Source organism: Flavobacterium sufflavum (assembly GCF_004016525.1).
GTDB lineage: Bacteria > Bacteroidota > Bacteroidia > Flavobacteriales > Flavobacteriaceae > Flavobacterium > Flavobacterium sufflavum.
Genome location: NZ_SACJ01000001.1, coordinates 634588 through 656865, shown reverse-complemented (window position 1 = coordinate 656865; position 22278 = coordinate 634588). Strand labels below are relative to the sequence as shown.

Genomic DNA, 22278 nt, shown 5'->3' with positions numbered 1-22278 from the left:
ACGTATGGGAAAAAGATTAAGAAAGCCTGCTAAGAAAGAGAAAAGTTTCTCAGATAAAATTATAAAAATATTATCGAATAGTGCTAATAAAGCATTCAATTATAAGCAAATAGCTGAAAGATTAGAATTAGATGATACACAAAGCAGAAATCAAATTATAAAGGATTTGAAGATTCTAGCTGCCGAAAAGAAAATTATAGAATCCGAACCTGGAAAATATTTAATCAAAGCGGTAAGCCAGGATTATTACGAGGGAACAATAGATATGACGAGTCGTAAGACTGCTTATTTTATTTGTGAGGATTTTGAAGAAGATGTTTTTATTCCAACGAATAATTTAAATCGTGCTTTAGATAAAGATAAAGTAAGCGTTTATGTTTATAATCGTAGGAAGGGAAGACGTGCTGAAGGTGAGGTTATTAAAGTTTTAGAAAGACATAAAACGGACTTTGTAGGAGTAATTGATATTCAAAAGAACTTTGCTTTTGTATCGACTGCCAATCCAAAAATGTATACTGATATTTTTATTCCAAAAGATAATTTAGGAGAAGCTCAAAATGGGGATGTGGTATTAGTTCATATCGAAGATTGGCCTAAAAGAGCCGATAGTCCTTTTGGAAAAGTAACTAAAGTTTTAGGAAGACCAGGAGAACATGATACTGAAATTCATGCTATTTTGGCCGAATATGGTTTGCCGGCTGAATTTCCAATTGAGGTAGAAACCTATGCTCAAAAAATTGATACTTCAATATCTGAAGCTGAAATTGCCAAACGTCGCGATATGCGTGATACCTTGACTTTTACCATTGATCCAAAAGATGCAAAAGATTTTGATGATGCACTTTCTTTCAAAAAATTGGATAATGGAAATTATGAAATAGGTATTCATATTGCTGATGTTTCGCATTATCTGGAAGAAGGAACTATCTTAGATGATGAAGCTTATCAAAGAGCAACTTCGGTTTATTTGGTGGATAGGGTAGTGCCAATGTTACCTGAAGTTTTATCAAATTTTGCCTGTTCATTAAGACCACAAGAAGAGAAATATACGTTTTCGGCAGTATTTGAAATTACCGAAAAATGTCAAGTGGTAAATCAATGGTTTGGCCGGACAGTAATTTATTCTGATCAACGATTTGCTTACGAAGAAGCACAATATATCATAGAAACGAAAGATGATGTAATTCCGGCTGAAATTTCATTAACGGGTACTTCGTATCAGGTTTCTCCAGAAATTGTCTCAGCAACGCTTAAATTGGACGAATTAGCTAAAATTTTCCGTAAAAGGAGAATGAATGATGGTGCGATTTCATTTGATAAGGTTGAAGTAAAATTTAATTTGGATGCCGAAGGAGAACCTGAAGGAGTTTATTTCAAAATAGCTAAAGATGCCAACCATCTGATTGAAGAGTTCATGCTTTTAGCCAATAAAAAAGTGGCAGAATACATTGGAAAACAAAAGAAAACTTTTGTTTATAGAATTCACGACGAGCCAAATGAAGACAAATTAATAGCGATGCAAACCGTAATTGCAAAGTTTGGTTATAAACTTGATTTTAGAAATCCAGGTGATATTTCTAAGTCATTGAATCAATTAATGGAAGATGTAAGCGGTAAAAAAGAACAAAATCTTATCGATACGCTGGCAATTAGAAGTATGAGTAAGGCCAAATATTCTACGGATAATATTGGTCATTACGGATTAGCTTTTGAATATTATTCTCATTTTACTTCGCCTATTCGTCGTTATCCTGACGTTATGGTTCATCGTTTGTTGCAATTTTATTTAGATGGTGGAAAATCAGTTGATGAAGAAGAGTTTGAAACTAAGTGTTTGCATTGTTCTACGATGGAGGGTTTAGCCACAAATGCCGAAAGAGATTCTATTAAATACATGCAGGTTAAATACATGCAAGATCATCAGGATCAGGAATTTTTAGGTGTAATTTCGGGTGTGACCGAATGGGGAATTTATGTTGAAATTGTCGAAAATAAATGCGAAGGCATGATTCGAATTAGAGACATAAAAGAAGATTATTACACATTTGATGAAAAACAATATGCTTTGGTTGGAGCCACTTCAAATAAATTATTACAATTAGGAGACGAAATTTACGTTAAAGTTAAAAATGCCGATTTAGTTAAAAAACAATTGGATTTTAATTTTTTAAGAAGATCAGAATAAAAAGTAAATTAATGAAAATGAAAATGAAAAAAGTATTTTTAGTAGCAATTGCAATTGTATCACAGGCAACATTTGCGCAAGTAACAAAAAAATTAGGTGATTTTAATGCTGTAAAAGTATTTGATAAACTTACAGTTAAACTAATAGCTTCAACTGAAAATAAGGTTGTTATAAGCGGAGCAAGAGAAAAAGAAGTAGAAGTTGTTAATAATAATGGTGAATTAAAATTAAGAATGCCTTTCCCTAAATTATTATCAGGTAATGACATTTCTATTAAATTATATTATAAAAATATTGATGGTATTTCGGCCAGCGAAGGTTCTTCTGTTTCCAGTGATGCTGTTTTTAAACAAACAATATTTGATTTGAATGCCAAAGAAGGAGCTAAAATTAATTTAAAAGTAGATGCCCAAAAAGTAAATGTAAAAGCTGTTACTGGAGGGATTATTGAATTAAGTGGAGATGCCGTTAATCAGGATGTGGTTATCATGTCGGGAGGTGTTTTAAAATCCAGAAATTTACATACTTCGCAAACTACTGTAAGTCTCTCAGCTGGAGGAAATGCCGAGATAAATGCAAGTACTTTAGTTGATGCAAAAGTTAAAGCTGGAGGGACTGTTTCTATCTATGGAAAACCAAAACAAATTAATCAGGAAACAATTTTAGGAGGAAAAATTGAAGAAAAAGAATAAAAAAAATGTATTTTTATTCTAAATAAATTCTAAAATTAATGATTAACGATATTTTATCAGGTATTCCTTGGGGAATTTTCCTGAGTTTTATGATTGGTCCTGTTTTTTTTATTTTACTTGAAACCAGTATTATAAAAGGATTCAGGGCTGCTCTTTTTTTTGATTTAGGGGTAGTTTCAGGTGATATTATTTTTATTGCAATAGCTTATTTGGGTAGTTTTAGATTGATTCAAAGTTTAAAAGATAAGCCTGCTCTTTTTATTTTTGGAGGTATTTTAATGTTGGCTTATGGGGTTATTTCTTTTATAAGTTTACACAAAGAAAAGAGGATAAACACCAAAAAAATCGATAACGAAATTATTAAAAAAGACTATTTAGGTTTGTTTATAAAAGGTCTTTTTTTGAATATTATCAATATTGGAGTTTTAGGATTTTGGTTAGCAGTGATTATTTCTGTTGGTCCTAAATTAGACATGCAAACTTCAAGAATGATGACTTTTTTTACTACGGTAATCATTACTTATTTATTAGTTGATTGTATCAAAATTCTATTGGCTAAGCAGTTAAAATCTAAAATGACACCTTCAAATATTCTTAGAATTAAAAAAGGAATCAGTGTAGTTTTAATGGTTTTTGGGATTGTTTTAATGGTTCAAGGTTGGTTTCCAAAAGAAAAAGAAATGGTTACTAAAGCTTTACAAAATATAGAAAAACAAGAATAAAATTGATAATTAAGCCGCTCTAAATAAGCGGTTTTTTTGTGCTTAGTCATTGCGAGCGTTAGCGCGGCAATCACACTAAACTATTTCCGAACAGAATTCATCAATTTGAAGTCTATGTTAAGATAAAAAACTTTGTAGAGTTACTAAATGAGATTGCTTCGTTCCTCGCAATGAAGGTATAAAAAAACTCCAAGTTTCCTTTAAGGTTTTAGATTCATCTTTGGGATTCGAATCTAAACTTTACCTAATTTTTCTTAAAAATTAAACATAAAAAAAACCTCTAAATTGCTTTAGAGGTTTTTGAGGCATCGTCCGGATTCGAACCGGAGTAGGAGCTTTTGCAGAGCCCAGCCTAGCCGCTCGGCCACGACGCCATTGTTTTAATGGATTGCAAAGGTAATATAAAAAATACAAAAAGCAAATCCCAAATTCCAAAATAATAGAATTATATATTTATTTATAATTTGGAATTTTTTTATTCCGATAACTATCGGGATAGAATTTAATTTCTGGATTCTTCTAATATAATTGTAACTGATTCAACATCACCACCAATAGGAGGATTTATTTTAGAAACTTCGACAATAGTTTTTATTACCATTGGAAGTTCAGCTAAAACTCTTGCGTTAATTCTTTTAGCAACATGTTCTAATAATTTGGAACGAATAGCCATTTCTTCTACAACAATTCGGTTTAAATGAACATAATCTACAGTATCTTCTAAGTTATCCGATTGTGTAGATTGTTGTAAATTGGCTTTAATTTCTAAGTTAACAGTGTATTCAGAACCTATTTTTCCTTCTTCAACTAAACATCCGTGGTATGAAAAAGTTCGGATATTTTTTAATTTAATAGTTTCCATATTTCTGTCAGTATTATTATTAGTTTTAATTAAGGCGTAAAAGTACAAAATATTTGAAATTTATAAGTTTAAAGCAAATATGCAATTCTACAATTCCTTATTTAATCAACAATTTTGATAACTTTGTCTTTTTAAAATTAAGACATGTCAACTGAAGAAAAATCACTGCATTTTATAGAACAAATTATAGAAGAAAACTTAACAAATGGGTTTCCTCAAAATAAATTAAGATTTCGTTTTCCACCTGAACCTAATGGTTATTTACATATTGGTCATGCTAAATCCATTTGTTTGAATTTTGGTTTAGGCTTAAAATACAATGCTCCAGTTAATTTGCGTTTTGATGATACTAATCCTGCTAAAGAAGAGCAAGAATATGTAGATGCTATCAAAGAAGATTTGCAATGGTTAGGATTCCAATGGGATAAAGAATTATATGCATCTGATTATTTCCAACAATTATATGATTGGGCTATTCTTTTGATTAATAAAGGCAAAGCTTATATTGATAGTCAATCATCTGAAGCTATGGCTGAACAAAAAGGAACGCCAAGTCAAGCAGGTGTTGATAGTCCGTATAGAAATCGTTCTGTTGAAGAGAATTTAGCTTTATTCGAAGGAATGAAAAACGGTGATTTTGAAGAAGGAACACATATTTTACGTGCTAAAATTGATATGGCTTCTTCTAATATGTTGATGCGTGATCCTATTATGTATCGTGTTTTACATAAAGAACATCATAGAACAGGGGATGATTGGTGTATTTATCCAATGTATGATTATACACATGGAGAAAGTGATTATTTAGAGCAAATTTCGCATTCTATTTGTACTTTAGAATTTGTGATGCACCGTGAATTATACGACTGGTTTTTAGATCAAATTTACGATGAAAATCTAGTAAGACCACATCAGTATGAATTTGCCCGTTTGAACTTGAATTATACTGTAATGAGCAAAAGAAAGCTATTACAATTAGTTCAGGAAAATGTGGTGAATGGCTGGGATGATCCAAGAATGCCTACTATTTCAGGTCTAAGAAGAAGAGGATATACAGCAGCTTCTATTAGAAAATTCTGCGAAAATATTGGAGTTGCCAAGCGTGAAAATATCATTGATTATTCTTTATTAGAATTTTGTTTACGTGACGATTTGAATAAAACTGCTCCAAGAGTTATGGCTGTTTTAGATCCCGTAAAAGTAATTATTATTAATTATCCTGAAGGAAAAGAAGAACTTTTGGATGCCGAAAATAATCAGGAAGATGAAAGTGCCGGTTATAGAAAAGTACCATTTTCTAAAGAATTATATATTGAAAGAGAAGACTTTTTAGAAGTAGCTCCGGCTAAATTTTTCCGTTTAAGTTTAGGAAACGAAGTTCGTCTTAAAAATGCCTATATCATTAAAGGAGAAAGTGTTGTAAAAGATGAAAACGGAAATATTACTGAAATTCATGTTACTTATGATACTGATTCTTTGAGTGGAAGTGGAAGTGAAGCTTCTAAACGCAAAGTAGCAGGAACCTTGCATTGGGTTTCAGTTAAACATGCTGTTGAAACTGAAGTTCGTTTGTATGACCGTTTGTTTATTGATGAAGCACCGAATAGTCATAAAGAGAAAAATTTCCTTGATTTTATCAATCCAAATTCCTTGTCAATTATAAAAGGATTTGTTGAACCAAGTTTAGAAACTGCCGTTTCTGGCGATAAATTTCAGTTTCAACGTTTGGGTTATTTTAATGTCGATAAAGATTCAACTGCTTCTAAATTAGTATTTAACAAGACTGTTGGATTAAAAGATGCCTGGGAAGAAAAAGGAAAAAAAGACAGCAATAGTATCAATAATTCTTTAAAAGAAATCAATAAATATTTTAAAGTAGAAACGCGTGAAGAGCGTATTGCCATTAGAAAAGCAATAGGGGAGACCTTAGCTGGAATTTCTAATTATAGTTTATTGCAAAATTCATTTAAGAAAAATATCAACAATAATAAAAGTTCATTGTTGTTTGCAAATTTGATTTTGAAATATGCTCCTTTAAAATCTTCAGATTATGATAAAGAAGATCTTTCTAAATTGTATTTGATGTCACTTAGAAGTGAATCGACTTTTGTTCGTTCAAGAGCAGTTTTAAATTTATATCATTTAGAATATGAATCTGACTTTGTAAATTCGTTTAGAGACGAAATTTTAAAATTAGAAGCTAATCCTCCTAAAAGTTCCACCGAAAGAGAAAAGGAATTTATAGAACAATTTTTAAATAAATTATAACTATCAAAAGCGCTTTAATTAGCGCTTTTTTTTATTATTATAAAAAACTATTTTTATTCTTAAAATCATAGAATTTTGTAATTAAAAACGACGCTCATATTTTAATTTTAAGATATTTTTTAAAATGCTTTGATAAAATATTCATTCTTTATTTTTTCGTTTATTATGCGTCTTTATATTCGTTTTTAGTGTTTTTTAGATTTCGTTTAACGCTTCATTAACACAAAAACCGAAGTAAAAGCAATATTATTGTAAAACAAGAAAGCGTAAGAGTTAAAAATATTTATTTCGATTTTAATTTGAAAAAATCAAGTTGGTTTTTGTAATTATATTTTAAACAACTCTAAAATTATTTTAAACTTTGAAAAACGATTGTAATTTCCTTTTTGATAATATTCAAATTATTTTTCAAATGGATTTGTAATCTCAATATTCAGTTAAAATTAATTTTCAGCTATAATCTCAAATTTAAAATTTGTTTTTTATGAAAGTTACTTTTTTAACCTTAGCCTTAGTTTTGGGCTTTAATGCTTTTGCCCAAACACATCAATTAGTAAAACACGATGGTGTAGCACATCAAGTTAATTTTATTAAACACGAAAATAATGTAATTCATTATTCGCAACCTGGAAGTCATGAACATCACAAAATAAGTTCGCATGCTGTGGCTTCATTAAAAGATTTAAAATCAGCTGAACATAAAACAGTTTCCCATAAAGTAGCTGTTTCTTCCAAGGCCGATTATCATAAAGTTCAGGTTTTACATCATCAGGATCATGCAGTTGGTTTAAAAAAAGTAGCTACTTTTAAAGGTCAGCTTAACAGAGCCAAAGGAATATCTTCGGCTGAACAGTTTGAACATACTAAACGTAGTGTTAAGTATAAAGCTGCAGCTCAAGGTTATCCATTTGTTGCCATCAATAAAAAAAATAACGGAACTTATGAAGCAATAGCTTACACTTATTAATTTTTTTTTAGAATTTATGAGTTCGAATATTTTATCTTATCAGGTTTAAATATTCGAATTTTTTTATAATATATATTTAAATTTATTGTTTTAAATTAATTAGTATCTTTATAATAAACTTAAAAATAGCGAATTATGGCAAATAATGTTGGAAATACTTTACTGGCAGTTGTAGGTGGTGCAGCAATTGGAGCCGCACTTGGAATTTTGTTTGCTCCTGATAGTGGTGACAAAACAAGAAAAAAAATTAAAGACGGATACAAGGATCTTCAAAAAGATTTGAAATCTAAATTGGTTAATGCCAAAGTTGATTTAGAACAAACTTATGAAGAATTACTTTCTAATATGAGTTATAAAACAGAAGATGTTATTTCGTTTTTAGAAACAAAGTTGGCTGATTTAAAAGAACAAAACGCTAAACTTCAAAAATAATTTATTTATAACTGAATCAAAACAATATGGCTTTTGACGATTTAAAAGAACATTCAGAGAATATCCAGGAACAAACGAAAGAATATATAGAAAAGAATCTTTCTTACTATAAATTATTAGCGTTTAAGATGGCTATGAAATCAACTACAATGATTTTTAAGTTCACCTTAATTTTGCTTTGTATTTGTATGGTTTTGTTATTCTGTTCTATTGCATTAGCCTTTGCTATTGGAAATTATTTTGGTAGCTATACCCTTGGTTTTCTATCTGTTGGTTTAATTTATGTTATTATAACAGCTTTATTGTTTTTAGTTAGAGATAAAATTGTTGAAGGACCTATTTTAGAGAAATTTTCAGAAATATTTTTTAACGACTGATTATTATGCAAACAAAAAAATATTCTTCTTATGCTCAGATTGATAGGGAACTTGAAATTTTAAAAGTTGAAAAAGAAATCAGCTATCAAAAGTTAGTTTTAAGCATTCAAAAAACGAAAGAAAGCTTTTCATTCCTGAATGTTACCGCTAATGTTGTAGAGACTGTAAAAAGCACTTTTTTTAGCTCATACGGGACAATATTCAGATTATTAATACCAATTATCATAAAATGGTTTAAAAAGAAAAAAAGAGGCAATTAAGCCTCTTTTTGTTTATCTATACTTCATCTTCTTCAGATGGTTTTCCAGGTTCTTCTGATTTTGGTTTTTCCTTTTTAGGTATAACTTTTATATTCTTCTTCATCGATTCTCCTACTAAATTACTTGCAGTAAAACTGGCTACCATATTGTTTAACATATCACTTCCTGCTTGTGGAGAATTGGGTAATAAAATCAAATTAGAATTAGTATCAGCTCCAATAGCTTGTAAAGTATCATAATGTTGAGTTACCACAATAAGGGCAGAAGCTTCCTGTGAATTGATTCCAACACCATTTAAAACATCCACACTTTCTACTAATCCACGGGCAATTTCGCGTCTTTGATCGGCAATTCCCTGTCCTTGTAAACGCTTGCTTTCAGCTTCTGCTTTGGCTTTAGCTACAATTCTAATTCTTGATGCTTCCGCTTCAAATTCGGCTACCGTTTTTTCTCTATCGGCAGCATTAATTCTGTTCATGGCATTTTTTACCTGAATATCCGGATCAATATCAGTTACTAAAGTATTAATAATCGTATAACCATAAGTAGTCATGGCTTCGTTTAATTCTCTTTTTACGGCAACAGCAATATCGTCTTTTCGTTCAAAAACATCATCTAATTTTAACTTTGGAACTTCGGCACGAACCACATCAAATACATAAGAAGTAATTTGATCATGTGGAAATTCAAGTTTATAAAAGGCATCATAAACCGTTTCTTTAACCACCATAAATTGAACGGAAACTTTCAATTTTACAAAAACATTGTCTTTAGTTTTTGTTTCAATGATGACATCCAATTGTTGGATTTTTAGATTTACACGTCCGGCAATTCTATCAATCATTGGAATTTTGAGCTGAAGACCAGAATGTCTAATACTTAAAAATCTTCCAAAACGCTCTACAATAACAGCTGTTTGTTGTTTGACTGTAAAAAAAGAGGAAAGGAAAATAAATAGCACAATAAATAACAAGAAAACAAGAGAAAAGTTCATAGTCTATAATTTAGTTAATATTTCTCTGTTAAATTACAAAAAAACTTTAGGTTTGTGTTTGTTAATACACACATTATGAAAAAGCTATCGTTAACTTTTTATTTCCTTATTGTTTCGGCATTTGGTTTTGCTCAATATGGTTATCGTGATTCTAATAGAATTGGTATTCATGCCGGAATTAATCAATTTACCTTAAATACCAATAATTTTGAAACTAAACCTGATACAGGATGGAATGCGGGATTATCTATGAGAGGTAATTTTTATGACAATTGGGATATGGTTTATGCCATTCAGTTTTCTGAAAACAATTTTTCGGTTGTTACTGATAAATTGGTTTTTGGTAAAGAAGATGTGAATTACAAATTGCCTTCAGCTCAAATTTCGTTACAACTGAGTTATGTTTTAATCGAAAATCATTTGACGTTTGAATTTGGTCCTTTGGTTCAGGTAAACGGAAAATTTAAGGTTGAATCAGGAAAAGAAAATAACGTAATTTCAGGAACTACTTTACTGGCTAAAGATATTGTTGATATTGGTAAATTTAATTTTTATCCAACTGTTGGAATTACAGCTGGAGCCAAACATTTTAGATTAAATGTTTCCTATCAATACGGAATTTCTAATATGTTAGGCAATTTAAATTCTAAAAATTTGGGTTATCATTTTAAAGGAAATCCCGGAATTCTAAACGGAAATGTTATTCTTTATTTATAAAAAAAGTCCCGATTATTTGTCGGGACTTTTAGTTTTATAAGGTTTCAATAGCTTTTTGAATTCTTGAAATAGTTTCGTCTTTTCCAATGATTTCCACAATATCAAATAGGTGAGGACCTTTCAAAGCACCAACTAAACTCAATCTAAATGGTTGCATTACTTTGCCCATTCCAATTTCGTTTTTAGTTAACCAATCTTTGACAACCGTTTCAATATTTACTGAAGTAAAATCGGTGATTTCTTCTAATACTGAAATCAATTCCTGCATTAAAGCTGGCGTTTCTTCTTTCCAGTTTTTCTTTGCTTTTTCGTCGTAATCAGTTGGAGCAACAAAAAAGTAATCGCTTAAATCCCAAAATTCAGAAACAAAATTAGCTCGTTCTTTTATCAACGATACAATTTTCGTTATCACTTCTAGCGTAGTCGAGAAGCCTTTTTCTTTAAGAATAGGAGCGAAGGCTTTCGCTAAATCTTCATCTTTTTGCTTAATTAAATATTGGTGATTGAACCATTTGTTTTTTTCCGGATCAAATTTGGCACCAGCCTTATGAACTCTGTTCAAGTCAAATTTTTCAATTAATTCTTCTAATGAAAATAATTCTTGTTCCGTTCCATCATTCCAGCCTAATAAAGCTAAGAAGTTAACAACAGTTTCAGGGAAAAATCCTTTTTCTCTATATCCTGATGAAATGCCTTCATCCGTTTTCCATTCTAAAGGAAATACAGGGAAACCTAATTTATCGCCATCGCGTTTTGATAATTTTCCGTTTCCAACAGGTTTTAAAATCAAAGGTAAATGAGCAAATTCAGGAGCTGCCCAGCCAAATGCATGATACAATAAAACGTGTAAAGGCATTGATGGTAACCATTCTTCACCACGAATTACATGCGTAGTTTGCATTAAATGATCATCAACAATATTGGCTAAATGATAGGTTGGCATTCCGTCACTTTTAAACAAAACCTTATCATCTAACAGATTACTTTCGAATTTTACAATTCCACGAATGATGTCTTTTAAATGTAAAATTTCGTCAACAGGAGTTTTGAATCGAATAACATAATGTTCTCCGTTAGCAATTCTTTGAGCTGTTTCTTCAGCAGAAATAACTAAAGAAGTATCCAGTTTTTCTCTGTTAGTATGATTGTAGATAAATGTTTTTCCTTGTTCTTCCTCCGCTTTTCTGTAAGCATCTAATGATTCCGGAGTATCGAATGCGTAGTATGCCCAACCGGAATTAATCAGTTGGTCAGCATATTGTTTGTATAATTCTTTTCTTTCGCTTTGACGGTAAGGACCAAATTTTTCATTTTTTCCAATAGTTTCATCAGGAGCTATTCCTAACCATTCTAAGGCTTCCATGATGTATTGTTCGGCACCGGTAACAAATCGGTTTTGGTCGGTATCTTCAATTCTTAAAAAGAAAGTTCCACCGTTTTTTTTGGCAAACAAATAATTAAATAGGGCAGTACGAACTCCGCCAATATGTAAAGGTCCCGTTGGACTTGGTGCAAAACGCACACGAATTGGGTTTAACATTTTTTATAAATTTTAGCACAAAGATAATTAGAAGTTAGAAGTCAGAAGTTAGAAGTTAGAAGTTTTTCAATAACTAGCTGTTGATTTTTGTTGATATTGTTATTGTCATTGAATTTGATAATGTTATAATTATTACTTTTATGGGTTATTATAAAGCAAAAACACCTTGAATAGTTCCAATTTTATATATCAAAAATTAGAAGCTTTTATTAGAAAGTATTATTTAAACGAGTTGATAAGAGGAGTGGTTTTCTTTATCGGGCTTGGTTTGTTGTATTTTCTTTTTACACTTTTTATTGAATATTTTCTTTGGTTAAAGCCTGCAGGAAGAGCCATTTTGTTTTGGACTTTTGTCGGGGTAGAAATTTTTTTACTGTTTCGTTTTATTGTTTTTCCAATTTTTAAACTTTTTAAATTTCAAAAGGGGATTGATTATAATGATGCTTCGGCTATCATTGGGAATCATTTTTCGGATGTGAAAGATAAGCTGCTTAATTTCATTCAGCTTTCAAATCCTGAAAGTAACACAGCAAAATCCGAATTGCTTTTGGCCTCCATTGAACAAAAAGCCAATGCTTTGCAACCCATTCCTTTTTCTAATGCTATTAATTTTAATTCGAATAAAAAGTATTTACCACTTGCTTTGATTCCTGTTTTATTGTTTGCTGCTTTTTATATTTCAGGAAATAAATCGATACTGACTCAAAGTTTGAATAGGGTAGTGCATTTTAATGCTTCTTTTTTACCTCCGGCTCCTTTTGAATTTGTGCTTTTGAATTCTAGTTTACAAACTGAACAAAACAAAGATTTTATTGTTAAAGTAAAAACTGTGGGTAAAGTAATTCCTGAAAATGCAATGATTTTCATTAATGATGAAAGTTATTTTATGGAGAATACAAAGCCTGGTGAATTTGAATTTAAGATTGAGAAGCCCGCTCAAAATGTTTCTTTTTATATTAAAGGAAATTCAGTTTCATCTGATGATTATGTATTAAAAGTTGTGGCTGTTCCTTCTATTTTAAATTTCGAAATGCAATTGAATTTTCCTTCACATCTCAATAGAAAAACTGAAATTATCAAAGGAACTGGTAATGCCATTATTCCCGAAGGTACATTGGTAACGTGGAAAATGAGTACTCAATCCACTCAAAAAGTGGTGTTTTCTAATGCAAATACTGTCTATCCATTTGCGAAATCAGAAAACAACTTTGTTTTATCTAAAAAAGTGTTTGAAAATACAGATTATCAGATTATTACTTCAAATAATATGGTTTCTAACTTCGAAAAACTAAATTATCAGCTTACAGTTATCAAAGATCAGTATCCAACGATTATAGTTAACCAGGCTCCTGATAGTTTGAAGTTGGCTACCAATTATCTTTTAGGGAAAATAGGGGATGATAATGGTTTGTCAAAATTACAAGTTGTCTATTATGAATCGAATAAACAGGCTACTGCCAAACGTGGAACAATTGCTATTAAGTCGGGAGTTTTTGATCAATTTGTTTTTTCATTTCCAGCTAATCTTCCTGTTGTTGAAGGAGTAACTTATGATTATTATTTTGAAGTTTTTGATAATGATGTTTTACATCATTTTAAAAGTTCTAAATCGGCAGTTTTTTCTAATCGAATTGTAACTGCTCAGGAGAAGCAAGATTTAATTTTGCAACAACAAAATGATAACATTCAAGGTTTACAGAAATCATTGAAGAGTCAGGGCAAGCAATTTTTACAATTGGATAAGATTCAAAAATCAGGAAAAGAAAAAGAAAATTTTGAATTCAATGACCAACAAAAAGTAAACGATTTTATTCAACAGCAAAAGAAGCAGGATGAAATGATGCGCAACTTTATGGATAAAATGAAAAATAATTTAGATGAATCTAAATCAAAACCTGAGGATAATTTCAAAAAAGAACTGGAAAAACGTATTGATAATAACAAAGAAGAATTAGAAAAAAACAAGAAACTTTTAGACGAATTAAAAGCTCTAAATGATAAAATGAAGAATGAAGATTTACTTGAAAAGTTAGATCAGTTTAAACAGAAGAGTAAAAATCAGGTTAAGAATTTACAACAATTAGTCGAATTGACTAAGAAGTATTACGTTCAAAAAAAGGCAGAACAAATAGCTGATAAATTAGAAAAATTATCAGATAAGCAAGATAAACTTTCAGAGAATGAAAAGGAAAATACTAATGCTAAACAACAAGAAATAAATAAGGATTTTGATAAAATTCAAGAAGATTTGAATGATTTAGAAAAAGACAATAAAGAATTAAAATCACCTTTAGACATTCCTAAAGATGATAAAACTGAAAAAAGTATTGACGAAGATTTGAAGAAGGCTTCAGATGAATTGCAAAAAAACGATACTTCAAAAGCAAAACCTAATCAGAAAAGTGCTTCTAAAAAAATGAAATCCATGGCTATGAAAATGGATCAGGGAATGGATGGAGCTGAAATGGAACAACTAGAAGAAGACGTTAAAATGTTGCGCCAAATTTTAGATAATTTATTGGCTTTTTCTCTTTCTCAGGAATCTGTAATGTTGAATTTTAAATCACTTAATTCTTCTTCTCCAGCTTTCAATAAGAATATAAAACTGCAACAGGATTTACGAATCCAGTTCAAACATGTTGATGATAGTTTGTTTGCTATGTCTTTACGAAATCCAAAATTCACTGAAGATATTACGAAAGAAGTTGGAAATGTTCAGTACAACATCGATAAAGCTATTGATAAATTATCCGATTCTGAAATTCCTAAGGGTGTTTCTCATCAGCAATATGTTATTGCTTCTGCTAATAAACTAGGAGATTTTCTAAGTGAAATGCTGAATAATATGCAAATGTCTTTGTCTTCAATGGGACAAGGAAAACCGAAACCGGGTCAAGGTGAAGGTATGCAGTTGCCTGATATTATTTCGAAACAACAAGGCTTAGGAGATAAAATTAAAAAAGGAATAAAACCCGGAGAAGGAAAAGAAGGGAAATCTAATTCGGGTAAAGGGGATGATGATGGTGAAGGAGGAGAAGGTGATGCTAAATCTATAATGGAAATTTACAAAGAGCAGAAAGAATTGCGTGAAGCTTTAGATGGTGAATTAAAAAAGCAAGGTTTAGGAAGTAAAGGTCAGAATGCTTTAGAGCAAATGAAACAGATTGAAAAGCAATTATTGAATAAAGGTTTTAAGAACGAAACACTTCAACAAGTGTTGAATTTAAAGCAGGAACTCTTAAAATTGAATAATGCGATTAAACAACAAGGAGAAGATAACAAAAGACAATCTCAAACTAATGATAAAGAATTTCTTAATCATTCAAGAGTTTTACCTAATTCTTTGTTAGAATATATCAATAGCATAGAGATATTAAACAGACAATCATTACCTTTGCGCTCCAATTTTAACCGCAAGGTTCAAGAATATTTTAAAACAAAATGATAAATTTTAATTACGAAAACGACTTTAATTTAGATAACGAAGAAGCTATTTCTACTTGGTTGTCGGCAGTAATTGCATCTGAAAAAAAGAATGAAGGAGAGATTAATTACATTTTTTGTGATGATGATTATCTTCATAAAATCAATTTGGAATATTTAAATCACGATACACTTACTGATATTATCAGTTTTGATTATACGGTTGGGAACGAGTTAAACGGTGATATTTTTGTTTCTGTTGAACGTGTTCAGGATAATGCTAATGATTTTAATGTTTCTTTTGAAGAAGAATTGAAGCGTGTTTTGGTTCACGGTGTTTTGCATTATTGTGGTTATAAGGATAAGGGAGAAGATGATGAACGTTTGATGCGTTCTAAGGAAGATGAAAAAATAGCAATGTTCCACGTGGAACAGTAAAATTAATTTTTGAATTTGAAGTTAAGTGTTCCACGTGGAACGTTTAGTATTTTAAGTTTTAATTTAAGTCCTGTTTTCAGGGAAAATATAAAAAAATGTTTCTAGAAGAGTATGATGTAATTGTTGTGGGTGCCGGGCACGCAGGTTGTGAAGCTGCTGCTGCTGCTGCAAATTTGGGTTCCAAAACTTTGTTGGTTACCATGAGTTTGCAAAACATTGCCCAGATGTCTTGTAATCCTGCAATGGGTGGAATTGCAAAAGGTCAAATTGTTCGCGAGATTGATGCGCTTGGGGGTTATTCAGGAATTGTTTCTGATAAAACCGCGATTCAATTTAAGATGTTGAACAAATCAAAGGGGCCTGCAATGTGGTCTCCAAGAGTTCAAAGTGACCGTATGCGTTTTGCCGAAGAATGGAGAATGATGTTAGAAGGAACTCCAAATCTTGATTTCTATCAGGAAATGGTTAAAGGTTTGATTGTTGAAAATGGAAAAATAAAAGGAATCAAAACTTCTTTAGGAATAGAGATTCGTTCCAAATCGGTTGTATTGACCAATGGAACTTTCCTGAATGGATTGATTCATATTGGAGAAAAACAATTCGGTGGAGGTAGAGCGGGAGAAAGTGCTGCTTATGGAATTACCGAAGATTTGATTCAAGCAGGTTTTGAAGCCGGCAGAATGAAAACGGGAACACCTCCTCGAGTTGATGGACGTTCTTTAGATTATTCTAAAATGAATGAAGAAAAAGGAGATGCTAAACCGGATAAGTTTTCATATTCTGATTTGACTTCGCCATTGACGCACCAAAGATCTTGTCACATGACTTATACTTCTTTGGAAGTTCACAATATTTTGAGAGAAGGTTTTGATCGTTCGCCAATGTTCAACGGACGAATTAAAAGTTTGGGGCCAAGATATTGTCCGTCTATTGAAGATAAAATTAATCGTTTCGCTGATAAAGAAAGACATCAGCTTTTTGTAGAACCAGAGGGATGGAATACCTGTGAGGTTTATGTGAATGGATTTTCTACTTCGCTTCCTGAGGATATTCAATTTAAAGCTTTGAGTTCTGTTGCAGGATTTGAAAAGGTGAAATTCTTTAGACCAGGTTATGCAATCGAATATGATTATTTTCCACCAACACAATTAAAACATACTTTGGAAACAAAGTTGGTTGAAGGTTTGTATTTCGCTGGACAAATAAATGGAACCACAGGTTACGAAGAAGCAGCATCTCAAGGATTGATGGCGGGAATTAATGCGCATTTAAAAGTTCATGAAAAAGAACCATTAATTTTAAAAAGAGACGAAGCTTATATTGGAGTTTTAATTGATGACTTAATTACTAAAGGAACTGAAGAACCATATAGAATGTTTACTTCTCGTGCTGAATACAGAACTTTATTGCGTCAGGATAATGCCGATTTTAGATTGACACCAATGTCGTATGAAATAGGTTTGGCTTCAGAAGCACGTTTACGAAGAATGGAACGTAAACTGAATGAATCTGAAAAAATGGTTTCATTTTTCAGGGAAACGAGTGTTTCGATAGGAGAGACCAATCCAATTTTGGAATCTAAAGGGAGCGCACCAATTTCTCAGGGAGATAAGATGTTTAAGATTTTCTCTCGTCCGCAAATTGATTTGGAGGATATGATTAAGTTTGAAAAAGTTCAGACTTATGTAGCAGAAAATGATTTGGACCAAGAAATTTTGGAACAAGCCGAAATTCAGGTGAAGTATTCTGGTTATATCGAAAAGGAAAGAAATAATGCGGATAAATTGACCCGTCTTGAAGATGTGAAAATCCCGGACGATTTTGATTATAATAAAATCAAATCGATGTCTATTGAAGCAAAGCAAAAATTGAATAAGATTCGTCCTGTAACTATTTCACAAGCTTCAAGAATTAGCGGAGTTTCTCCTAGTGATATTTCGGTATTGTTGATTTACATGGGAAGATAATTGGAAGTTAGAAGTCTGAAGTTAGAGGTTAGAAGTATTATTGTAAACTTCTAACCTCTAATTTCAATCCTCAAACTTTAATTGTTCCACGTGAAACTACGCTCGAAAGCCCTGTTATTACTAAGAAAAGTGATTTTAAAAATAAAAAAACAAGGAGTAATAGATTTCGATTTATTACTCTTTTTAAAATTAGTATAAAATTTTACCCTCATTCTAAACCAACCACTGAAAATTTAAAAATGGATATTTCAAATAAAAAATATTTTCTTACTGTAAAAGATCATTCGGTTTCTAAGGAAATTTTCGAATTGTATCATGATGAAGATTTGGATATGTTAATCACGCATCCTCAACCTAGTTTAGAAAATTTAGGGAAGTATTACGAAAGCGAAGATTATATTTCGCATACAGATAATAAACGTTCTTTATTTGAAAAAGCATATCATTTTGTAAAAGGCATCGCCTTAAAAAATAAATTGAATTTAATCAATTCTCAGCAAGTTCCTAAAGGGCGAATTTTAGACATAGGTGCAGGGACAGGAGATTTTCTAACTGTTGCTAAAAATGATGGTTGGGAAACTGTTGGAATTGAGCCTAGCGATAGAGCTAAAGGAATTGCAATCAATAAAGGGATTTCATTTGTAGAAAATACAACTGCATTAGAAAGTCATTCTTTTGATGTGATAACCATGTGGCATGTTTTAGAACATGTGCCTGATTTGGATTTCCAGATTAAAGAATTAAAACGTTTGCTAAAGCCAACAGGAACTTTAATTATTGCTGTTCCTAATTTTAAATCTTTCGATGCAAAACATTATGGAACTTTTTGGGCTGCGTTTGATGTGCCAATTCATTTTTGGCATTTTTCAAAAAAAGCAATTCAAATGCTTTTCCAAAAAGAAAACATGAAATTAGAAAAAGTACTTCCTATGATGTTTGATTCGTTTTACGTGAGTTTACTTTCGGAAAAATATAAAAACGGAAAAATGAATTTCATAAAAGCCTTTTTTATAGGATTACAGTCGAATTGGAAAGCAAAACAGAATTCGGAGTATTCTTCGTTGATTTACATCTTAAAAAACAACTAAAACTCATTTTAAAGCCTTTTTAGAGGCTTTTTTGATGTTTGCGGTATTGTTTGGTGGCTATTTTTTGTTTTGGCTTTATTTTTAATCTATTTAACCCGTTTTTTATAGCTTTAAATTATAACTTTCGTTTTATTAATAATTAAATCTAATACCGTAAAATTTTCCCATTTTTTCAGTGTTTTTTAGGTTACTATCTATTTTTTTATATTTTTGCTTCCCACACATCAACACATCAATTACAATTTAATCAAAATGAAATCACAGATTCAAGAATACCAAAAAAGAAATATCAATAATATGAGTAAAAAAGTATTATTAATTATCGCAATTTCTATTTCAGTTGTTGCTTGTAACAAAACTGCAGAAGTTAAAGAGGCTAAAGAATTTAAAACAGCTTACGTAGATACTTCGGAACTTATGAAAGAGTATTCAGAAGCAAAAGATCTTGAAGCAAAGTATAAAGCGCAATCAGAAGAAAAAGGAAGACAATTAGAAGCAGAGATTAATCGTTTTAAGCAAGATGCAGCTAGTTTTCAGTCGCAGGCTCAGGCTAATGGACAGGAATGGGCTCAAAAAAAGGGAGCTGAATTGCAAAAAAGAGAACAACAATTAGGTTATGCTCAACAACAATTAGCACAACAACTACAACAAGCAAGCGGTGCTGAAATGGATACTCTTATCAAAGGAGTTAAAAAGTTTATTAAAGATTACGGAAAAGAGAAAGGTTATTCATATATCTATGGAACAGGAGATGCTGCTTCTATTTTATATGCTGAGGATAAATATGATATCACTAAAGAAATCATTAAAGCTCTGAATGACAAATATAAAGCTTCTGCTAAATCGGAAACTAAAGCTGAAGAAAAGAAATAATTTTTTCATTCTACTTTTAGAAATGCCTTCATCTGGTTTCAGATTGAAGGCATTTTTTTTGATTTAACAGCTGATTAAATGTAAATAATAACTTATATAATTATAATTTTATTTCCATTAATTTAGCCGTTTTAATTATCATATAAATGCAAACCTTATCCGAAGCCGCTCAATATACCTTACAGTTTATCAATCAAACCCAACGTTCGGTTTTTTTGACTGGAAAAGCGGGGACAGGAAAAACTACACTTTTGCGTGAAATAATTGAAACTACGCATAAAAATACTGTCGTAGTGGCGCCCACAGGAATTGCCGCTTTGAATGCCGGTGGTGTTACCATTCATTCGATGTTTCAATTGCCGTTTAGTGGATTTATTCCTTCTCATACTGCCGAATCTCAGTTTTCGGAAACGGTGAAGTTTGAAAATAAGGAAAGTTTACGCAGGCATTTTAAAATGAATGGCTTGAAAAAAGCAGTGATTAGAAATATGGAATTGCTGGTTATTGATGAAGTGAGTATGCTTCGTGCCGATTTGCTGGATGCTATGGATTATATGATGCAAACCGTTCGGAAAAAAGCTATTCCTTTTGGCGGTGTTCAGGTTTTATTTATTGGAGATTTATTGCAGTTGCCACCCGTAATTCGGGATGAAGAATGGCGAACGTTACGCAATTATTATAAAGGAAAATTCTTTTTTCATTCGCATGTTATTCAGCAAAGTCCGCCTTTGTATATTGAATTATCTAAAATTTTTCGCCAGACGGATACCAATTTTATTTCGGTTTTAAATAATTTGAGGAATAACCAAATTACTCCCGAAGATGTTCAGGTTTTAAATCAATATGTCAAACCTGATTTTGATTTAAAGGCGAATAAAGGGTATATCACATTAACAACCCATAATGCTAAAGCCGATGCGATGAATGCACAGGCTTTGGAAGATTTAAAAGGAGAATTAATTACCTATAAGCCAGAAATTGTTGGAGATTTTCCAGAGAAAATTTATCCTGTGGAGCATAATTTGCAATTGAAAGTGGGAGCACAAATTATGTTTGTCAAAAACGATTTGGCTTTCGAAAAAAACTATTTCAATGGCAAAATGGGGATTATCAAGTCGCTTTCGAGTCAGGAAATCCTGGTGCATTTTCCGGAAGAAAATAAAACCATAGAAGTGGAACGATACGAATGGCAAAATATTCGTTACAAAGTTGATCCATTGACCAAGGAAGTGGAAGAGGAGGTTTTGGGAACTTTTGTACATTATCCTATCAAATTAGCCTGGGCAATTACGGTACATAAAAGCCAGGGATTAACCTTTGACAAAGCTGCGATTGATGTTTCGCAGGTTTTTATGCCTGGGCAGGCTTATGTCGCCTTGTCGCGTTTACGTTCGTTAGAAGGCTTGGTTTTGCTGTCTCCGTTGCGAATGAATGGTATTTCTAACGACCTGGATGTGATGGAATATGCTCAAAATAAAGCTTCGGAAGAGGTGTTGAAGAATTCTCTGCATTTTGAAACCAAGAATTTCATCCATAATTATTTGATTAACAGCTTCGATTGGCATGATTTGGCTCAGGAATGGCGTAATCATAAATTCAGTTATTCGGATAAAACGGAAACTTCGGCAAAATCTAAAAATGCACTTTGGGCAGCGAAACAATTGGAAAATATCGAATCGCTTTTGGATCCGTCCAAAAAATTCATCATACAATTGAATAAAATATTTGCCAATGAAACGGTGGATTTAATTCATGTTTCTGAACGAATTCAGGCAGCGTTTGATTATTTTTTCAAACCTATGGATGATTTGGTTTTTGAGATTTTATGGAAAATTGAAGAAATTAAACGACTGAAGAAAGCCAAAGCTTATTTCGAAGAATTATCGGAATTAGAAGAGTTACAATCCAAAGCCGTTTTGCGTTTAATGAAAACAAAATTGTTGATAGAAACCGTTATTGCAAATGAGGCTATTTCAAAAGAAAAACTCACTTCAGACGAGATTAAAAAATACCTTTCGAGGAAAAAAGAAGCCATCCAAAACCAATTCAAGGAAGCGAATATTACGTTGATTGAAGATGAAGAAGATGTAAATCGCTACACTTCGAAGAAAAAAGACCAAAAAGAGCCGAAAAAATCAACTGTTGAAGAAACATTCGATTTGTGGATAGCTAAAAATTCGATTGAAGATATTGCCAATATTCGAAAATTAAGCATTCAAACTATCGAAACTCATTTGGTGAAACTGATTCAGGCAAAGCGAATTTCGATAAGCGAAGTTTTACCACAAGATAAAATTGACGAATTAGCCGAAGCTTTTAAATATTACAAGGAAGAATCGCTGAGTGGTTTGAAAGAGGAATATGGCGAAAAATTCAGTTGGGACGAATTGCGAATGTTTAAGGCAAGTTTGAATTAGTTTTGTTAAAAGATTGAGATTATACAGTTTTTAGTTATTTTTTATACTTTTGCAAA

The 22278-nt window shown here is 31.5% G+C and carries 18 protein-coding genes and 1 tRNA gene; 15 read left to right on the top strand and 4 right to left on the bottom strand.

Annotated elements, in window-relative coordinates; genetic code table 11:
- The first annotated feature begins 4 nt into the window (after positions 1 to 4).
- The 3 genes from rnr to EOD40_RS02265 are packed head-to-tail and all read left to right on the top strand — an operon-like array spanning position 5 to position 3599.
- Entirely contained in the window at positions 5 to 2185 is a 2181-nt protein-coding gene (gene rnr, locus EOD40_RS02275) for a ribonuclease R (RefSeq protein WP_128193274.1), read from the top strand.
- A 23-nt stretch (positions 2186 to 2208) separates the two neighbouring features.
- Positions 2209 to 2877 (top strand): head GIN domain-containing protein, encoded by a 669-nt coding sequence (locus EOD40_RS02270; RefSeq protein WP_128193273.1) that lies wholly within the window; start codon positions 2209 to 2211, stop codon positions 2875 to 2877.
- A 38-nt stretch (positions 2878 to 2915) separates the two neighbouring features.
- A complete protein-coding gene (locus EOD40_RS02265; protein ID WP_128193272.1) occupies positions 2916 to 3599 on the top strand; it encodes a LysE family translocator in 684 nt (227 codons plus the stop codon).
- Between the two features lie 303 nt (positions 3600 to 3902).
- Here the strand turns inward: EOD40_RS02265 and EOD40_RS17920 are convergent.
- Together EOD40_RS17920 and folB are read right to left on the bottom strand one after the other, a co-directional pair.
- Positions 3903 to 3973: transfer RNA gene (locus tag EOD40_RS17920), tRNA-Cys, on the bottom strand.
- Between the two features lie 128 nt (positions 3974 to 4101).
- Positions 4102 to 4461 carry a dihydroneopterin aldolase gene (gene folB / locus EOD40_RS02260; RefSeq protein WP_128193271.1) on the bottom strand — a complete coding sequence of 120 codons (360 nt, stop codon included), beginning with the start codon at positions 4459 to 4461 and terminating at the stop codon, positions 4102 to 4104.
- A 144-nt stretch (positions 4462 to 4605) separates the two neighbouring features.
- Here folB and EOD40_RS02255 point away from each other — a divergent pair, with 144 nt between their 5' ends.
- The 5 genes from EOD40_RS02255 to EOD40_RS02235 all read left to right on the top strand — a co-directional run bounded on the left by EOD40_RS02255 (position 4606) and on the right by EOD40_RS02235 (position 8765).
- Positions 4606 to 6729: a glutamine--tRNA ligase/YqeY domain fusion protein gene (locus EOD40_RS02255; RefSeq protein WP_128193270.1), complete on the top strand. Its 2124-nt coding sequence runs from the start codon at positions 4606 to 4608 to the stop codon at positions 6727 to 6729.
- A 484-nt stretch (positions 6730 to 7213) separates the two neighbouring features.
- Positions 7214 to 7696, top strand: a complete 483-nt coding sequence (locus EOD40_RS02250) for a hypothetical protein (protein WP_128193269.1) — start codon at positions 7214 to 7216, stop codon at positions 7694 to 7696.
- A 135-nt stretch (positions 7697 to 7831) separates the two neighbouring features.
- Positions 7832 to 8128: a YtxH domain-containing protein gene (locus EOD40_RS02245; protein WP_128193268.1), complete on the top strand. Its 297-nt coding sequence runs from the start codon at positions 7832 to 7834 to the stop codon at positions 8126 to 8128.
- A 26-nt stretch (positions 8129 to 8154) separates the two neighbouring features.
- Positions 8155 to 8505: a competence protein gene (locus tag EOD40_RS02240; protein WP_128193267.1), complete on the top strand. Its 351-nt coding sequence runs from the start codon at positions 8155 to 8157 to the stop codon at positions 8503 to 8505.
- A 5-nt stretch (positions 8506 to 8510) separates the two neighbouring features.
- Positions 8511 to 8765, top strand: coding sequence for a DUF6327 family protein (locus EOD40_RS02235; protein ID WP_128193266.1), 255 nt, complete (start codon positions 8511 to 8513; stop codon positions 8763 to 8765).
- Positions 8766 to 8781: 16 nt separating this feature from the next.
- Here EOD40_RS02235 and EOD40_RS02230 read toward each other — a convergent pair whose 3' ends face one another.
- Entirely contained in the window at positions 8782 to 9759 is a 978-nt protein-coding gene (locus tag EOD40_RS02230) for an SPFH domain-containing protein (protein WP_128193265.1), read from the bottom strand.
- A gap of 75 nt (positions 9760 to 9834) precedes the next feature.
- On the opposite strand from EOD40_RS02230, the gene EOD40_RS02225 reads away from it, so the two are divergent.
- Positions 9835 to 10476: a PorT family protein gene (locus EOD40_RS02225; RefSeq protein WP_128193264.1), complete on the top strand. Its 642-nt coding sequence runs from the start codon at positions 9835 to 9837 to the stop codon at positions 10474 to 10476.
- Positions 10477 to 10510: 34 nt separating this feature from the next.
- Here the strand turns inward: EOD40_RS02225 and gltX are convergent, their stop codons facing one another.
- The gene (gene gltX, locus EOD40_RS02220; RefSeq protein ID WP_128193263.1) at positions 10511 to 12016 is read right to left on the bottom strand and encodes a glutamate--tRNA ligase; all 1506 of its coding nucleotides are present in this window, start codon (positions 12014 to 12016) and stop codon (positions 10511 to 10513) included.
- A gap of 166 nt (positions 12017 to 12182) precedes the next feature.
- Here gltX and EOD40_RS02215 point away from each other — a divergent pair, with 166 nt between their 5' ends.
- From EOD40_RS02215 to EOD40_RS02190, 6 genes are all read left to right on the top strand, one after another.
- Positions 12183 to 15461, top strand: a complete 3279-nt coding sequence (locus EOD40_RS02215) for a hypothetical protein (protein WP_128193262.1) — start codon at positions 12183 to 12185, stop codon at positions 15459 to 15461.
- Positions 15458 to 15877, top strand: coding sequence for an rRNA maturation RNase YbeY (ybeY, locus tag EOD40_RS02210; protein WP_128193261.1), 420 nt, complete (start codon positions 15458 to 15460; stop codon positions 15875 to 15877). Before EOD40_RS02215 ends, ybeY begins: the two co-directional genes overlap by 4 nt.
- Before the next feature lie 95 nt (positions 15878 to 15972).
- Positions 15973 to 17844 carry a tRNA uridine-5-carboxymethylaminomethyl(34) synthesis enzyme MnmG gene (mnmG, locus tag EOD40_RS02205; RefSeq protein WP_128193260.1) on the top strand — a complete coding sequence of 624 codons (1872 nt, stop codon included), beginning with the start codon at positions 15973 to 15975 and terminating at the stop codon, positions 17842 to 17844.
- A gap of 239 nt (positions 17845 to 18083) precedes the next feature.
- Complete coding sequence (locus EOD40_RS02200) at positions 18084 to 18932, top strand: class I SAM-dependent methyltransferase (RefSeq protein ID WP_128193259.1); 849 nt, start codon at positions 18084 to 18086, stop codon at positions 18930 to 18932.
- A gap of 252 nt (positions 18933 to 19184) precedes the next feature.
- On the top strand, positions 19185 to 19805 hold the full coding sequence (locus EOD40_RS02195) for an OmpH family outer membrane protein (RefSeq protein ID WP_231129561.1): 621 nt from the start codon (positions 19185 to 19187) through the stop codon (positions 19803 to 19805).
- Between the two features lie 146 nt (positions 19806 to 19951).
- Positions 19952 to 22222 (top strand): helix-turn-helix domain-containing protein, encoded by a 2271-nt coding sequence (locus tag EOD40_RS02190; RefSeq protein WP_128193258.1) that lies wholly within the window; start codon positions 19952 to 19954, stop codon positions 22220 to 22222.
- Positions 22223 to 22278 lie beyond the last annotated feature (56 nt).

Excerpts from the sequence above, each read along its gene's own strand:
- rnr (WP_128193274.1), top strand. The coding sequence starts at position 5 with ATGGGAAAAAGATTAAGAAAGCCTGCTAAGAAAGAGAAAAGTTTCTCA.
- EOD40_RS02270 (WP_128193273.1), top strand. The coding sequence starts at position 2,209 with ATGAAAAAAGTATTTTTAGTAGCAATTGCAATTGTATCACAGGCAACA.
- EOD40_RS02265 (WP_128193272.1), top strand. The coding sequence starts at position 2,916 with ATGATTAACGATATTTTATCAGGTATTCCTTGGGGAATTTTCCTGAGT.
- folB (WP_128193271.1), bottom strand. The coding sequence starts at position 4,461 with ATGGAAACTATTAAATTAAAAAATATCCGAACTTTTTCATACCACGGA.
- EOD40_RS02255 (WP_128193270.1), top strand. The coding sequence starts at position 4,606 with ATGTCAACTGAAGAAAAATCACTGCATTTTATAGAACAAATTATAGAA.
- EOD40_RS02250 (WP_128193269.1), top strand. The coding sequence starts at position 7,214 with ATGAAAGTTACTTTTTTAACCTTAGCCTTAGTTTTGGGCTTTAATGCT.
- EOD40_RS02245 (WP_128193268.1), top strand. The coding sequence starts at position 7,832 with ATGGCAAATAATGTTGGAAATACTTTACTGGCAGTTGTAGGTGGTGCA.
- EOD40_RS02240 (WP_128193267.1), top strand. The coding sequence starts at position 8,155 with ATGGCTTTTGACGATTTAAAAGAACATTCAGAGAATATCCAGGAACAA.
- EOD40_RS02235 (WP_128193266.1), top strand. The coding sequence starts at position 8,511 with ATGCAAACAAAAAAATATTCTTCTTATGCTCAGATTGATAGGGAACTT.
- EOD40_RS02230 (WP_128193265.1), bottom strand. The coding sequence starts at position 9,759 with ATGAACTTTTCTCTTGTTTTCTTGTTATTTATTGTGCTATTTATTTTC.
- EOD40_RS02225 (WP_128193264.1), top strand. The coding sequence starts at position 9,835 with ATGAAAAAGCTATCGTTAACTTTTTATTTCCTTATTGTTTCGGCATTT.
- gltX (WP_128193263.1), bottom strand. The coding sequence starts at position 12,016 with ATGTTAAACCCAATTCGTGTGCGTTTTGCACCAAGTCCAACGGGACCT.
- ybeY (WP_128193261.1), top strand. The coding sequence starts at position 15,458 with ATGATAAATTTTAATTACGAAAACGACTTTAATTTAGATAACGAAGAA.
- mnmG (WP_128193260.1), top strand. The coding sequence starts at position 15,973 with ATGTTTCTAGAAGAGTATGATGTAATTGTTGTGGGTGCCGGGCACGCA.
- EOD40_RS02200 (WP_128193259.1), top strand. The coding sequence starts at position 18,084 with ATGGATATTTCAAATAAAAAATATTTTCTTACTGTAAAAGATCATTCG.
- EOD40_RS02195 (WP_231129561.1), top strand. The coding sequence starts at position 19,185 with ATGAAATCACAGATTCAAGAATACCAAAAAAGAAATATCAATAATATG.
- EOD40_RS02190 (WP_128193258.1), top strand. The coding sequence starts at position 19,952 with ATGCAAACCTTATCCGAAGCCGCTCAATATACCTTACAGTTTATCAAT.